A 14,306-nucleotide genomic window follows, 5' to 3' on the forward strand; every position below is an offset into this window, starting at 1 on the left:
ATGCGTGCAGCGGCAATGCGGTTCCAAAAATGTGGTCGACGGCCCCTCCGGCGGGCGGGGCGCTGGGGTTCAAGACGCCTAGGAGTTGCAGAAGCTCCTGGCGTTCGATGTCCATTGGCCGAAGCCGGTGGCGACCATGTTGGCGATGACGCGGCAGACGTAGCGCTTCTGCGCCGGGTCGTTGTCGGGGCCGGCATGATAGCGGGCGACGGCCATCGACCAGCTCTCGTGGCGCTTGCGCAGGCTGACGAGGAAACGCGCGGCGTAGTCGACGTTGAGGCGCGGATCGAGCATGTCGCGGACGCTGCGGAACTCGGCCGCGTGGTAGCGGAAATTGATCTGCATGCAGCCGAGGTCGATGAGCGTCTTGCCTTCGCTTCGCGCGGCCTCGAACGCCGCGAGGGCTTCGGCCGGGTTGCGTGGAAATACCGCTTTTCCTTCAATATTCAATGCGTTGGGCTGAAGGCTGCCCTTCTTGCCCGTCTCGGTGAGGCCGACCGCATAGAGGATGCCGACCGGCACACCGTAGCGATCCGCGGCGCGCAGGATCTCCGGCTCGCAAGGATTGACGGCGGCGGACGCCGAGGTCAGCGAAACGCTAGATATAGAGGCTGCTGCCAGGGCGGCCAGGGTCAAGCGTCGAGATATTGCGCAGATTGCCATCTTCATCCGGTGCTCTCCGTCCCGCCTGGCCGCTGCCCGATCCGCCGCCCTCGCTGCCCGTGCCACCCGACTGGAAAGCCGGCTGGTCGCGTCCGCCCGCCCCACCCGCGAAGGCCGAACCGTCGTTGCGGGCCGGGGTGCCGGCGCTGGCCTGAGGCTGCTGGATGGTGAGGCGATCGACCTCGAAGCCGAGACCGCGCAGGGCACTGGTGAGCGCCTCGCGGTCGGCCGAAAGGCGCTGGTAGGCCTCGGCGTTCTCCACCTCGATCTCAACGCTGAGTTGCTCTCCAGAGAGGCGCAGGCTGGCGGTGACCATGCCCAGTTCGACGGGCCGCAACTGGATCTTGAGCACATGGGTCGCGCCCGGCGCGGAGGTGCCATTGTGGACCTGCGCAGCGGCGGCGGCAGCCGACCTGCCGGGCGCTCCGGAAGCGATGGCGAGCGCAAGCGCGCCGGTCGTCCCGCTCGGGCCGGGGGTTGCGGGTGCGGGAATGAACTGCTCGGCCACCACGGAGACGCGGCCAGCGGCGGCCGGCTGGTCGGCCTGGCCGGACTGCTGGGCGGGCCGCGGCCTGTCGGCATCGACCACGATGTCCTTGACGAGTTGGCCCGGTGCGTCCGCGGGAGTTGTGCCCGGCTTGTCCGAACCGCGCGCTTCGGCCGACACGGCCGTGCCGGGCGGCGGGGAAATGCCGTCGGAGGGATTGCGCGGCGGCAGGCCGGCGAGCACGAGCGACGGGCGGCTGGCGGCGGGCGTTTCGCCCGAAGCATCGGGATGGCTCGCGGCGGCGGCCTCGCCATCTTCCGAAGCGGCATTCGCCGGCTGGCTCGCGGCCTTGCGCAGTTCGCTAAGCGCTATGAGCAACGGCATGGCGGCGCCCGGCGCCTCATCCGGCGCCTCAGGCTCCACGTCGGTTTCGGCGACGGCAGGCGAGGCCTCGTCGGACGGACTTGCCTCGATGGTGTCCTCGGCCGCGGCGGTGGTCGCCAGCGGCTCAGGCCGCTCGGTGGCGGACGATGCCTCGGCCAGCCGTTCGAGCAGCTGCTGCAGACGCTTGCCGTGCGGCACTTCGGCGCCGGCCTGGCCTTTCGGCGGCTGCTTCGGCTCGAGCAGGGCGCTGCCGAAATCCGCGGCCTCTTCTTCGCCGGCGAGGGCGGAACGGCCGGTTGCGGGCGCCTGCCTGGCAAGCGGGCCGGCCAGCGCCGGGCGGATGGCGTCGGTCATTTGGGAGAGCCTCCGAGAAGTTCGTCGATGGCCTCGAGCTTGCGGCGGGCGTCGATGATCCTGGGATCGCCCGGCTCGGCGGCGGCCGGCTGCGCGGCAATGGGGGCGGGGGCCGCGACGGCGGGCACGGCCGGTTCGCGGATCGTCGTGGGCGCGGCCGCCGTGGCCTCGGGCGCGGGCTCCATGGCGTCCGGCACCATCGGATCGGCGGGGGCGGCGGTGTCGATGTCGATCGAGGCCGGCGGCAGGTCGCCGATGTCGGCGGGCGGGGCTCCGGTCGGCGAGCCGGTGGGCACGCCCGACACCACCTCGGAGGCCACCGCCTCGGCGGCGTCGAGCAAAGCCCGGTCGCCCTTGGACAGTTTCTCGCGGTCGATGCCCTCAAGCTTGCCCAGCATCTCCTCGACGGAGCCGGAGGTGACGGCGGACAGCCCGGAATAGAGCTGGGTGCGCGGGTCGGCGTCGTTGCGCTGGCCGTCGCGGCCTTGCTCGGCCTTGCGCGAGGCGTAGGCGGAAAGCTCGGTGAGGCCGTCGATGGCGGCGCGGCGGGCGATGCGCAGGTAGACGACCTTCTCCTGCTCGGCGTCCATCATGGCGGTGATGTCGGCCAGCGCGTCGAGATTGATCTGGCCGTTCAGCGTGACGACGCCCGCAACGAAGGCATCGGCGAACTGGCTGGCGTAGGGCGAGCGCAGATAGGCGCGGACATATTGGGTGGAGTTGCGCAGGAAGCGGCCGCCGTCGGCGAGGCGGGGGGCGAGGCCGACCGAGCGGCGCAGCGCCGCCTCCTCGACGAGGGTCCCGGGGGCGAGCAGGCGCGCCTGGTCGAACAGCTCGACCGCCGTCTCCGGCGTCTCGGTGATCGCCACCGAGCCCTTGACCAGGGCGAGGAAGGCGCCGAGCTCGGAGGTCTGCGCCAGCGGCTCGACGGCGGCGAGCGCGGCGATGGTGCCCTTGGGCTTGCCGCGCAGATAGTCGATGACGCCCTGGGCCATGGTCCGGTCGGCCTCTTCGAGGGTGAGGCGCGACACGACCTGCTCGATGGTGACGGGATTGCCGCCGCTCATGGCGTAGATGAGCAGGGCGCGGAAGTTCTTCTTGTCGCTGAACTCGCCGGGTTTGGCGGAGCGCATGCGCTGGTCGGTCAGCTCCAGCAGCTTGCGTTGCATCGGCAGCGAGGCGAGGTCGCCGGCGGCGATGCGGTCCTGCACCAGCTGCAGGCAGCGCACCATCTGGTAGGGTTCCAGCGCCGGGGCCTCGGCGGCGCGCGCAGCGCCGGGCGCGCCGGCGGCGAACAGCGCGACAAGGGCGGCGGCGCCGGAGAGGGTCGCCACCAGCCTCATTCGCCCTCCTCCAGCAGGATTTCGATGCGGCGGTTGACGGCCGCGTAAGGATCGGCCGGGTCCTTCAGCTTGCGGTCGGCGAAGCCGGCGACCTCGACGATGCGCTTCTCGTCGAGGCCGGCGCGCACCAGCATGTAGTAGGCCGAGTGGGCGCGGGCGGTGGAAAGCCGCCAGTTGTCATAGGTGCCGCCCTTGAACGGACGCGCGTCGGTATGGCCGTTGATCGAGACCTTGCCGTCATGGGCGGCGATGGTCTTGGCGATCTTCTCCATGGCGTGGACCAGCTCGCGGCGCGGCACGGCGGAGCCGATCTCGAACATGCCGAAATCGAGCTGCTCGGTGACTGAGATGACGACGCCCTTGTCGGTGGCGACGACGGACATGCCGTCGGGAAGCTGTTCGCCGGGCTTGAGCGCCTCGGCCAGCTCGCGGCGGATGGCGTCGGCCTGGTCGATCGTGTCCTGGGTCGGCCGGTCGTCGGGCTTGGCCTCGGGCTTGGCGGGTGCCGCGGCAAGGGCCTCGGGCTTGGCGGCGTCCGGCTTGGGCGCGTCGGCGGCCGTCACCGCCTTCTCGCGTGCTGCCGCGGTCGGCGCCGGGGGTGCGGGCGGGACCTGCTCGGCAGTGGCGCCGGGCTGAGCCTCCACCGCCTTCACGGCCGGCGGGATCTCCGAGCGGGCGGTCTTGTCGCCGGGCTTGGCCGGCTCGCCTTCGAGGGCGGCGCGCTCGGAGCTCGCCTCGGCCGCGGGCGTCGCCACCTGCTCGGTCCAGAAATCCGGCGCGAAGGGATCGCGATAGGCGTCGCCGCCCGAGGCGCCGGTCGCCGGGCCGGCCGTCTGCGCGCCGCCGTCGCCCTTGTCGGAGACGTTGGCCTTTTGCCCGGTGTCCTGCGCGATCTCGGCGAGCACGGCGTAGGGGTCGCTGAACAGCTGCTCGTCGGAGCGCTTCACCGTGTCGGCGGCATCGACGGAGTTCTGCTCGGTGGAGGGGCCGGCATTGCCGCGTCCGTCGGTGCCGGCCTTGTCACTCGCCTGCTGGGGGTCCTCGGCAGTGAGGCCGACGGAATTGGGCCCGTCGCCGAGCTCCTCGATGCCCTTGCGGCTGGCGTTGCGGTCGACCAGCTTGACCGGGTTGAAGTAGCTCGCGACCGCGGCCTTGGTCTGCTCGTTGGCGGCGCTGATCAGCCACATGACGAGGAAGAAGCACATCATCGCCGTCATGAAGTCGGCGAAGGCGATCTTCCAGACGCCGCCATGGTGGGCCTCGTCATGGTCGCCATGGTGGCGCCTGACGATGACGATCTCGTGCCGCGGTTCGCTGTCGCTGGCGATGCTCATGGCAAGGTCTCGGAAAGGGCGGCGGACCATTCGCCGAGGCGGGTCTCGAACAGGCTGTCGTCGATGGCGACGCTGAGGTCGAAGCCGGCGGCCTCGGTGAAGTCGACGCCTTCGGCACGCTCGCCGAGGGCGGCGGCGAGCGCGTCGAACATGAATTGCGGCCCGCTGACCTTGATGCGCACGGCGTCACGGTCGGCCAGGGCCGCGAGGATTGCGGCGGCCAGCGCGGCGATGGAACGGCTGCGGATGTCGTCGCTGACCAGCCCGGCGATGACGCGCGCCGCCGCATCGGTGGTGAGATGGACGAGGCGCGCCTCCATTTCGCCGATGCCTGCCGTGATGACGGCGCCTGCGTCAGAGCCGAGACGGGCGCCCAGCGACGACAGCTCGGCCGCGTGGCGCTGGCGCTCGGCCTCGAGCGCGGCCTGGTGCTCCTGGGTCAAGCGCGCCGCGAGCGCGGCCTCGGCCTCGGCGACGGCCGTCGCGACCAGCGCGGGCACGTCGAGGTCCGGCACCGGCTTGGGATAGGCGGCGCCAGCCGGCCTGGCGCGCTCGGCCTCGCGCGGGGCGTGCGGCGCGAAGTCGGTCAGCCGTTCGAACAGTGCGGCGATGGACATCAGGCGGCCTCCGCGGCGGCCCATTTGCGCAGGATGAGCGCGGTGCGTTCCTCATTGAGGTCGACCATGCGGGCGAGCCTGTCCTGCGGCGCGGGACGCAGCTTGTTGCGCAGGTCGTCGATGGCGTTGGGGCGGGCGCCGGGCAAGGCCGGCGGCGCCTCGGCGGCGGCCTCCGGCGTCGGCAGCGAACGCTGCACCTCCTCGAAGCTCGGGCCGGCCAGGGCGGGCGTCGCCGGCTTGGAAAGCGCGGTCGCCATCGGCCTCAGGCCAAAGAAGGCGACGAGGAAGACGACGACGATGAAGGCGGCGGCGTTGATCATGGTGCCGGCATACTGGCCGATGGAGGCGAGCACGCCCGGTCCGGAAACCGCCTCGCCCTCGAGGCCGTCGATGAACTCCACCGCCGAGACGTTGATGCTGTCGCCGCGCTTCTCGTCGAAGCCGGTGGCGGAGGCGACCAGCTTCTGGATGTCGGCGACGCGGGCGGCGATCGCCTCGGGCGTCGCGTTCTGGCCCAGCACAGCGGCGAGGCGCTGCTGGTTGACGACGACGGCGATCGACATCTTGGTGACGGTGTAGCCGTTGGAGACGGTGGCGATGCGCTTGGAGTTCATCTCGTAGTTGGTGATCTCTTCCTTGCGGTCGCTGGCCGAGCTCGACTGCGGCCCCTCGGTCGCCGTCGCCTCGGCATCGGGCAGGTTCTGCTCGACGGTGGTCGGGGTGGCCGACTGCTTCTGGTTGCTGTTCTCGTTGGCGCGCACGACCTGGACCGAGCGTTCGACGCGCGAATCCGGATCGAAGATGGTCTCCTCGGTCTGGCGCGAATCGGTGTTGACCTCGGCCTTGACGCTGGCGCGGAAATTGTCCGAGCCGAGATAGGCGGCGAGCGCGCGGCGGATGTTCTCCTCGATCTGGGTCTCGACGGTGCGCTCGACGCCGATGGCGCGGGCGGCGCTCGAATTGCTGGGATCGTCGCCCGAGGCGAGCAGGTTGCCGCCGGCATCGAGCACGGTCACGCGCTCGGCGTCGAGCCCGGGGACCGCGGCGGCAACGAGATGGCGGATCGACAGGGCGGACTTCTCGGCGTCGGCGTTTGCGGCGCGGATGACTACCGACGCCGAAGGCTTCTGCTCGTCGCGGCGGAAGTTCGCCCGTTCGGACATGACGATATGGACGCGGGCGGCCTTGATGCCCTCGATCGACTGGATGGTGCGGGCGATCTCGCCTTCGAGGGCACGCACGCGGGTGACCTGCTGCATGAACGAGGTGAGGCCGAGCGAGCCGACATTGTCGAACAGCTCGTAGCCGGCGTTGGCGCTGGTCGGCAGTCCCTTCTCGGCGAGCAGCATGCGCGCCTTGGCGGTGGAGCCGGCGGGAACGAGCACGGTGGTGCCGTCGGAGGCGACGTCGAAGCCGATGCCGGCTTCGCTCAGCACCATGCCGATCTGGTTCACGTCGGAGCGCTCGAGGCCGACATAGAGGGTCTCGTAGGCGGGACGGTTGAGATAGACCGACGCCACGCCGATGATGGCGAGCACGAGGGCGGCGATGCCGCCGAGAATCGCGAGCCGGCGCGGGCCGAAGCTCTGCAGATTGGCGACGATGCTCTGGATCTGTTCGGGCACGTGCGAAGGCTCCCCGCAATATCTTCCGCGGAGACCCTAGAACGCGAAGCTTGTGCGAAAATGAAATGGGCCGCGCGGGAGGCGCGGCCCATCGAGATGGGATGCGGGCTCGGGCGTCCGGTCAGCCCTTGAACAGGGAGAGGATCGCCTGCGAATTGGAGTTGGCGATCGACAGCGCCTGGATGCCGAGCTGCTGCTGCACCTGCAGGGCCTGCAGGCGGGTCGATTCCTTGTTCATGTCGGCGTCGACGAGCTGGCCGACGCCGCGGTCGATGGAATCCATCAGCTTGGAGACGAAGTCCTTCTGCAGGTCGATGTGCGACTTGGCGGCGCCGAGCTCGGAGGCGGCCAGGGTCATCGACGTCAGCGCCGTCTCAATGTCGGCGAGATAGCCGTCGATGTCGGCGTCGGTGCCGTTGGTCTCGACGTCGATGGCCATGATGTCGGCGGTGATCGGCTTGGGCGTGCCGTTGGCCGCGAAAAGCGTGATGTTGGTGATGTCGATCGAGATCTTGCCGAGGGTGACGGTGCCGTCGGCGGCACGGTTGTAGGAGGAGACGATCTCGACCGGGCCCGGATCGTCGGTGGCGAGCATGTTGGAGCCGGCATAGCTGGCGCCGACCGCCGCACTCTTGAGGTGGACCTGCAGGGTGGCGACCTCGCCCTGGATCTGCTGGCGGATGTCGAGGCCCTGGCCGCGCGCGGTGATCAGCTTCTGCTTGATGTCGTCGATGACGCCGATGACGTCCTTGAGGGCGGTGTAGGCGGTGTCGACCTTGCCCGCGCCGAGGCCGAGCGCGTCCTGCACGGACGAGTTGGCCTTGTTGTCGGAGCGCATGGTGGTGGCGATGGACCAGTAGGCGGCGTTGTCGGACGCCTCGGCGACGCGATAGCCGGTGGAGATGCGCCCCTGGGCGACCTGAAGTGCCTTGTTGGTGGAGCTCAGGCTCTGAAGCGCGGTCATCGCCGACGCGTTGGTCATAATGCTGGACATCGAATGGGCCCCCTCTGTCGATCTGCGCGCCGCCTCGCGGGCGCGTGCCGATTGCGGTTTCAGTCCGCTCCGCCGATGACGCGGGCCAAACCGGCAATGCAATTGGTTAACCACGACTAAACAACTATGGTTAACGGCGAATTAACGACGACGCGGCACGCGCCAGCGTACGCGCGCCGTCGGCGGGAATTTACCGGAACTGAGCTTGTGCGTGGCTATCCCGGAGGGCGGCGCGGAGGCGTTCACGGGCGGCGACCTGTTGGGCGCACGGGATGCGACCGGGGCCAGCAGACAGAGCAGGGCCAAAAGAAAAACCGGGCCGCACCTTGCGGTGCGACCCGGCCTTCGATCCACATGCCTGAGACGGCTCGGATCGATATCGATGCGGGCGCGGCGAACCGCGCCCGTCCGATATTGTTAGCCGCGGAACAGCGACAGGAGCGACTGCGAGCTCGAGTTGGCGATCGAGAGCGCCTGGATGCCGAGCTGCTGCTGGGTCTGCAGGGCGGCCAGACGTGCCGATTCCTTGTTCATGTCGGCGTCGACCAGCTGGCCGATACCGCGGTCCATCGAGTCGATCAGCTTGCTGGTGAACGACTTCTGCGAGTCGACGCGGGTCTTGGCCGCGCCGATGCCAGCGGCAGCCGTCTTCATCGCGTCCAGGGCGGTCTCTACGGTCATCGTGTCGGTCGCAGCCGTCAGGGCGGCTTCGAGATCGTAGGCGGCAACCGTCATGGTCGTCGGGGCGGCGCCCGGCTGGTAGCCGGTCACGATGTCGGCAGCCGTGCCGCCGGTCTTGAGCATGTTGACGCCCTGGAAGTCGGCGTTCTGGGCGATCGAAGTGACCTGCGCCTTCAGCTGGGTGATTTCAGCGTCGATGGCGGCGGTGTCGGTGCCCGGCGTTGCGCGAGCAACGTACTTGGCCAGGATTTCCTTGGTCTTGTCGATGGCCTCTTCGAGAGCGCTCGAAGCGGTGTCGAGGATGGCGGCGCCGAGGCCGAGGGCGTCCTGCACGGCGCTGAGGGCGCCGGTCTGCGAACGCATGCTCGTGGCGATCGACCAGTAGGCCGCATTGTCCGAAGCGGTCGAAACGCGCTGACCGGTGGCGATGCGGTTCTGGGTGGTCTCGAGGTTCTTGTTGGTGCTCGAGAGGGTCTGCAGCGCCGTCATTGCGGACGCGTTGGTGAGAAGGCTAGCCATGAGCCCTGTTCCTTGTACACAAATTTTATGAGGAACATGCCGGAAAACCACCGGCTCGGGCGAAGCGGCATCATGCCTATGGCCATCTGTCGTGGCCAACTCGCCCTGTACCGCGATCTAACGGGCGACTTCCTACCAAAGGTCTAAATAGTATGGTTAACCTGCGTTAACCTGCTGATTTTTTTACAGGAATGCACGTTTTGCGCGCGGCGGTGCAACCGTCGCGCGACGTGTCGTTCGGATGTGCGGGGGGAAAGCTCGGCTGAGCTACGTGAAGGATCTCACCAAGCTGCCGACGAGCAGGTTCCAGCCGTCTATGAGCACGAAGAACAGGATCTTGAAGGGCAGGGACACCACCGTGGGCGGCAGCATCATCATGCCCATGGCCATGGTGATGGTGGCGACGATGAGGTCGATGACGAGGAAGGGCAGCACGATCAGGAAGCCGATCTCGAAGCCGCGGCGGATCTCGGAGATCATGAAGGCGGGGACGAGGATGCGCAGGTCGACCTTCTCTTCCGACACGACCTGGCCGCGCTCGCGGGCGAGGTCGGCGAAGAGGGCGAAGTCCTTGTCGCGGACGTTGCGCATCATGAAGGTGCGGAACGGGTCGGAAATGCGGTCGACAGCCTCGGCCTGGGTGATCTGGTCGTCCATCAGCGGCTTGACGCCGTTCTGCCAGGCCTGATCGAAGGTCGGCGCCATGACGTAGAAGGTCATGAACAGCGACAGCGAGATCAGGATGAGGTTGGCCGGGGTGGACTGCAGGCCGATGCCGGTGCGCAGGATCGAAAACGCGATGACGAAGCGGGTGAAGCTCGTCACCATGATGAGCAGGCCCGGCGCGACCGAAAGCACGCTGAGCAGGCCGAACATCTGGATGATGTAGCCGACGGTGGCGCCGTCGGCCTTGCCGATCGCGCTCAGGTCGAGCTGCTGGGCGCCGGCGGGAAGGACCGTGGCGGCCAGGATGGCGGCGGTAGCCAGAAATTTCTTCATTCGAACAGCAACGTCCTGATCAGGACTTCCTTGACCTTGCCGCCGCTGCGCAGCGCGGCGCGCTCGTCGAGGTCGGTCTTGAGCTGGCGGAGCGCGCTGGCGCCCTGGATCTGGTGGATGCGCAAGGTGCGGGCATAGGCGAGCAGGTCCTGGTGGACGCGCTCGGCCATTTCCGGCGGCTGCGGCTCGGTGAGCACCAGCGACACTTCGAGGCGCACCCACATGGTGTCCGGGGCGGCCAGGTTGGTGGTGATCGGGGCGAGTTGCACCAGCGTGCCGTTGGCGAGGCGCTGGTCGCCGCCTTCGCCGGTCTTGTGCGACGGCTTTTCCGCGGCCGGCTTTTCGGCCGGCTTGCCTTCGCCCTGGAGATAGGCGCCCGACAGCCAGCCCATGCCGACCGCCGCGGCGGTCATGAGCACGAGGATGCCGATCTGGACGACGACCGAGGGGCCGGTCTTGCGCGGGAGGGGCTGTTCGACGGTCGACATGGGCGCGCCTAGAACGGAAGGACCTGGTCGAGGAACTGCTGGCCGTAGGGCGGCTGCTGGACCTCGGTCAGGCGGCCGCGGCCGCCATAGGAAATGCGCGCCTCGGCGATGCGCTCGTAGGGGATGGTGTTCTCCGGCCCGATGTCGGACGGGCGCACGATGCCGGCGATGGTGAGCACGCGCAGCTCGGCGTTGACGCGGACCTCCTGGGAGCCGCGGATGATCATGTTGCCGTTGGGCAGGACCTCGGTCACGACGGCCGCTACGAGGAGGTCGAGCTTCTCGGAGCGGGAGGTGGCGCCGTCGCCGGCGAACTTGGATTCGGAATCGACATCGGCGTCGGCCGAACCGCCGGTGCCGGCGCCGTCCCATTCCATGTCCATGCCGAGCCCGATCTTGCGATTGGAGGTGCGCGAGCGCTCCGACTCGTTCTTGAAGCGGGCGCGGTCGTCGATCTGGATCCTGACGGTCAGGATGTCGCCCGGCTGCAGGGCGCGCGGATCGGTGAACATGCGGCTCTGCTTGTCCTGCCACAGCGAGAAACGCTTGACCGGTGCGGTGGGCGCCTCGGGATAGCGGTACATCGCCGAGTTGCTGTCGTCGATGCCGGAGCCGACCGCCGACATGGCGGGCTCCTTGTTGATCTCCTTGAGATTGGCGGCGCAGCCGGCGAGGACGCCGGCGAGCGAGGCCGCGAGAAGCGCGTTTCTGGTCATGAGGGGTCTTCCCGGCGCGTGGCGCTCGCCATGACGCGGGTGAGCTCCGCGGCCGACTTGCTTTCCATTTCGTTGAGGATGACGCTCGACTTGCGGGCGTCGAGCTTCATCAGGATGGCCGAGGCGAGCTCGACATTGAGCGCGGAAAGGCGCTCGGCGGCGGCGTCGGGCTTCATGCGCGAATAGATCTGCACGAGGTTCTCTTCGGCGCGGGCGAGGAACACCTCGCGGCGCTTGAGCCAGGTCTCGTATTCGCTGCGCTTCTCTTCGAGAGCGGCGAGGCGCTGGTCGACGTCGGCCTGCAGCTTCCTGAGCTCCTCCGCCTGGATGGCATAGCGGCGGTCGCGGGCGGCGTCGGCGATGTTGGAGCAGAAACGCTCGACCTCGCTGGGCGCGGCCGGAACGACGCGTTCGCCCGAGGCCTCGGGACCGTCGAGCACCTGGCGGACCTCCTGGGCGCGCGACGGGGCGATGCCCATAAGCACCGCCGCGATGGCGGCCGCGGCGAGCGCCCGGCTGCGGAGTGGAAGGGGAAGAACGTTCGCCATGACGAGCCCTATTGCACAACCAGGTCGGCCTGCAGGGCGCCCGCGGACTTGATACCCTGGAGGATAGCGATGATGCCGTCGGGCTTGACCCCGAGGCGGTTGAGGCCGGCGACCAGGGTCTGCAGGTCGGGGCCGTTAAGCAGGCCGACCTTGGAGCCGGGACGCTCGGCCTCGATGACGGTGAAGTCCTCGACCGCCGTCTGGCCGCGCGAGAAGGGCTCGGGCTGGACCACCCGCGGCTGCTCGGTGATGCGCACGGTGAGCGTGCCGTGGCTGATGGCGACGCGCGAGACCTTGACCTCGTTGCCGATGACGATGGTGCCGGTGCGCTCGTCGACGACCACCCGGGCGGGCGCATCCGACTTGACGAGCAGGTTCTCGAGCTCGGCGTAGAAGCGCGCGGTGGAGATGCCTTCGGGCTTGCGCACGACGACGGCGCGCGAATCCTGCTCACCGGCGACGCGCTTGCCGAAACGGTGGCGGGCGTAGCCGTTGATGGCGTCGGCGATGCGCACGGCGGTGGAGAAGTCCGGATTGAGCAGCTGCAGGGTCAAGACGTTCTCGTCGACGAAGCGCGCCTTGACCTCGCGTTCGACGATGGCGCCGTTGGGCACGCGGCCGGCGGTCGGGGTTCCCTGTGTCACGGATTCGGCCGCGCCCTGGGCGTTGAAGCCGCCAACCAGCATGGAGCCTTGCGCGACGGCGTAGATCTCGCCGTCGGCCGCCTTGAGCGGGGTCATGACGAGTGTGCCGCCGGCCAGCGACGAGGCATCGCCGAGCGAGGACACGTTGACGTCGATGCGCGCGCCGGCCTGCACGAAGGCGGGCAGGTTGGCGGTGACGATGACGGCGGCGACGTTGCGGACGCGGGCGCGGCCGTCCTCGGAGGCGACGCCGAGATTTTCGAGCATCGCCCTTATCGACTGTTCGGTGAAGGGCGAGTTGCGCAGGCTGTCGCCGGAGCCGTTGAGGCCGATCACCAGGCCGTAGCCGACGAGCTGGTTGTCGCGCGCTTCCTGCAGGACGGCGATGTCCTTGATGCGGACGTTGGCGAGGTTGCCGCCGCTGTTGAGCGTGGTCAGCCGGCTGGGGTCGTCATAGGCGCCGGCCAGGCCGTCGCGCTCGCCGAGTCCGGCGTAGTCGTTGCCGCTGCCACCGTTTCCGACCGGCTTGCCGCCGGGCTCCTGCAGCTCCGAAATCGGTGTGCCCTCGGGGCCGTCGGCATAGGCTGCCTGCAGGCCGAGGACGGCGACCGCCGCGAGTACCAGCCTGCGGATCATGTCGCACCTACGCGGATGGAGCCGTCGGCCATGACGGTGCCGGTGAGGATCTTGCCGCTGTCGACGTTGCGCACCTTGACCTGGTCGCCGGCGGCACCCGGGTCGAGGGCGACGGCGGCGGCCGAGATCGTCAACGGGCCGGCCTCGAAGACCACCTGCACGGCGGCGCCGCGGTCGACCAGCCAGGGCTGGCGCAGCGCGCCCGCCGCGACGTAGCGGCCAGGAAGCAGCGTGCGCTTGGCGACCTTGCCGTCGAGTTCGTCGGCGCGCGTCGCAACCCCGTCCGGCCGGACCTTGCCCGGCTTGAGCGTGATTTCCCGGAGCGACGACATGACGACCGTCTCCCCGGGATAGATGACGCGGTCGGGGACGAGAACGACCTCCTGCGCGCGGGCCGCGCCGGCGCCGCCGAGCATGGCGAGCGCGAACGCTGCCGCGCGGATGCGAGGGAGGGCGTGGCGCTGCCGCATCATGCTCACCGGATGTTCTTGGAGACGACGGCGGCCATCTCGTCGGCCGCCTGGATGACCTTGGAGTTCATCTCGTAGGCGCGCTGGGCCGAGATCAGCTCGGTGATTTCCTTGACCGGGTCGACGTTGGAGTTTTCCAGATAGCCCTGCTTGACGGTGGCGAAGCCTGGGTCGCCGGGGATGCCGTCGATGGCCGGGCCGGAGGCCTCGGTCGCCTGGAACAGGTTGTCGCCGAGCGGCGCGAGCCCCGCCTCGTTGGCGAAGTTCGACAGCATCAGCTGTCCCTGCTGCACGAGATCCGTCTGGCCGGCGACGCGGGCGAAGACCTGGCCGGAATTGTTGACGATAACCTCGGTGGCATTGGGGTCGATGGTGATGCCGCCGGTCACGACATAGCCGTCGACGGTGACGAGCTGGCCGGTGGCGTTGGTGTTGAAGGAGCCGGCGCGGGTGTAGAGCGTCTCGCCCTCGGGCCCGTCGATCTGGAACCAGCCCTTGCCGGTGAGCGCCATGTCGAACTGGTTGCCGGTGCTGGTCAGGCCGCCCTGGACGTGGACGTTGCGGACCGCCGCGGTCTTGACGCCGAGGCCGATCGAGACGCCTTCCGGCACGATCGCCGAGTTGGCGCGGCTGGGAACGCCCTGCATGCGGTCGACCTGGTAGAGCAGGTCGGAGAATTCGGCGCGGGCGCGCTTGTAGCCGGTGGTGTTGATGTTCGCGATGTTGTTCGCGATCACCTCGAGATTGGTCTGCTGGGCGTTCATGCCGGTGGCGGCGATGGAGAGGGCTTTCATCGTAGTGGTC

Annotated in this window: 15 protein-coding genes; all 15 read right to left on the reverse strand. The window is 68.9% G+C overall.

From position 1 onward, the window contains the following. Positions 1-78 precede the first annotated feature (78 nt). Positions 79-663 carry a transglycosylase SLT domain-containing protein gene (locus AmiPiv_RS07495; protein ID WP_340036896.1) on the reverse strand — a complete coding sequence of 195 codons (585 nt, stop codon included), beginning with the start codon at positions 661-663 and terminating at the stop codon, positions 79-81. After that, positions 599-1,888 (reverse strand): flagellar hook-length control protein FliK, encoded by a 1,290-nt coding sequence (locus AmiPiv_RS07500; protein WP_340036715.1) that lies wholly within the window; start codon positions 1,886-1,888, stop codon positions 599-601. The genes AmiPiv_RS07495 and AmiPiv_RS07500 overlap by 65 nt, the downstream gene beginning before the upstream one ends. Further along, complete coding sequence (locus tag AmiPiv_RS07505; RefSeq protein ID WP_340036716.1) at positions 1,885-3,231, reverse strand: chemotaxis protein MotC; 1,347 nt, start codon at positions 3,229-3,231, stop codon at positions 1,885-1,887. Before AmiPiv_RS07505 ends, AmiPiv_RS07500 begins: the two co-directional genes overlap by 4 nt. Further along, positions 3,228-4,565, reverse strand: coding sequence for a MotB family protein (locus tag AmiPiv_RS07510; RefSeq protein ID WP_340036717.1), 1,338 nt, complete (start codon positions 4,563-4,565; stop codon positions 3,228-3,230). The genes AmiPiv_RS07505 and AmiPiv_RS07510 overlap by 4 nt, the downstream gene beginning before the upstream one ends. Then, complete coding sequence (locus AmiPiv_RS07515; RefSeq protein ID WP_340036718.1) at positions 4,562-5,182, reverse strand: hypothetical protein; 621 nt, start codon at positions 5,180-5,182, stop codon at positions 4,562-4,564. Before AmiPiv_RS07515 ends, AmiPiv_RS07510 begins: the two co-directional genes overlap by 4 nt. After that, entirely contained in the window at positions 5,182-6,807 is a 1,626-nt protein-coding gene (gene fliF / locus AmiPiv_RS07520; RefSeq protein ID WP_340036719.1) for a flagellar basal-body MS-ring/collar protein FliF, read from the reverse strand. The genes AmiPiv_RS07515 and fliF overlap by 1 nt, the downstream gene beginning before the upstream one ends. A gap of 121 nt (positions 6,808-6,928) precedes the next feature. Beyond that, positions 6,929-7,801: a flagellin N-terminal helical domain-containing protein gene (locus tag AmiPiv_RS07525; protein WP_340036720.1), complete on the reverse strand. Its 873-nt coding sequence runs from the start codon at positions 7,799-7,801 to the stop codon at positions 6,929-6,931. Between the two features lie 417 nt (positions 7,802-8,218). After that, positions 8,219-9,001 (reverse strand): flagellin N-terminal helical domain-containing protein, encoded by a 783-nt coding sequence (locus tag AmiPiv_RS07530; RefSeq protein WP_340036721.1) that lies wholly within the window; start codon positions 8,999-9,001, stop codon positions 8,219-8,221. 267 nt (positions 9,002-9,268) lie between these two features. Further along, on the reverse strand, positions 9,269-10,000 hold the full coding sequence (gene fliP / locus AmiPiv_RS07535) for a flagellar type III secretion system pore protein FliP (protein ID WP_340036722.1): 732 nt from the start codon (positions 9,998-10,000) through the stop codon (positions 9,269-9,271). After that, positions 9,997-10,488: a flagellar basal body-associated FliL family protein gene (locus AmiPiv_RS07540; protein WP_340036723.1), complete on the reverse strand. Its 492-nt coding sequence runs from the start codon at positions 10,486-10,488 to the stop codon at positions 9,997-9,999. Before AmiPiv_RS07540 ends, fliP begins: the two co-directional genes overlap by 4 nt. An 8-nt stretch (positions 10,489-10,496) precedes the next feature. After that, positions 10,497-11,204 (reverse strand): flagellar basal body L-ring protein FlgH, encoded by a 708-nt coding sequence (gene flgH, locus AmiPiv_RS07545; protein WP_340036724.1) that lies wholly within the window; start codon positions 11,202-11,204, stop codon positions 10,497-10,499. Continuing rightward, positions 11,201-11,752 (reverse strand): MotE family protein, encoded by a 552-nt coding sequence (locus tag AmiPiv_RS07550; protein ID WP_340036725.1) that lies wholly within the window; start codon positions 11,750-11,752, stop codon positions 11,201-11,203. Before AmiPiv_RS07550 ends, flgH begins: the two co-directional genes overlap by 4 nt. 8 nt (positions 11,753-11,760) lie before the next feature. After that, complete coding sequence (locus AmiPiv_RS07555; protein WP_340036726.1) at positions 11,761-13,032, reverse strand: flagellar basal body P-ring protein FlgI; 1,272 nt, start codon at positions 13,030-13,032, stop codon at positions 11,761-11,763. Further along, positions 13,029-13,505 (reverse strand): flagellar basal body P-ring formation chaperone FlgA, encoded by a 477-nt coding sequence (gene flgA, locus AmiPiv_RS07560; RefSeq protein ID WP_445206926.1) that lies wholly within the window; start codon positions 13,503-13,505, stop codon positions 13,029-13,031. The genes AmiPiv_RS07555 and flgA overlap by 4 nt, the downstream gene beginning before the upstream one ends. Before the next feature lie 2 nt (positions 13,506-13,507). Then, on the reverse strand, positions 13,508-14,296 hold the full coding sequence (gene flgG, locus AmiPiv_RS07565) for a flagellar basal-body rod protein FlgG (protein ID WP_340036727.1): 789 nt from the start codon (positions 14,294-14,296) through the stop codon (positions 13,508-13,510). Between the last annotated feature and the right edge of the window lie 10 nt (positions 14,297-14,306).

Origin of the sequence: Aminobacter sp. Piv2-1, from assembly GCF_037625995.1 — a bacterium.
Taxonomy (GTDB): Bacteria; Pseudomonadota; Alphaproteobacteria; order Rhizobiales; family Rhizobiaceae; genus Aminobacter.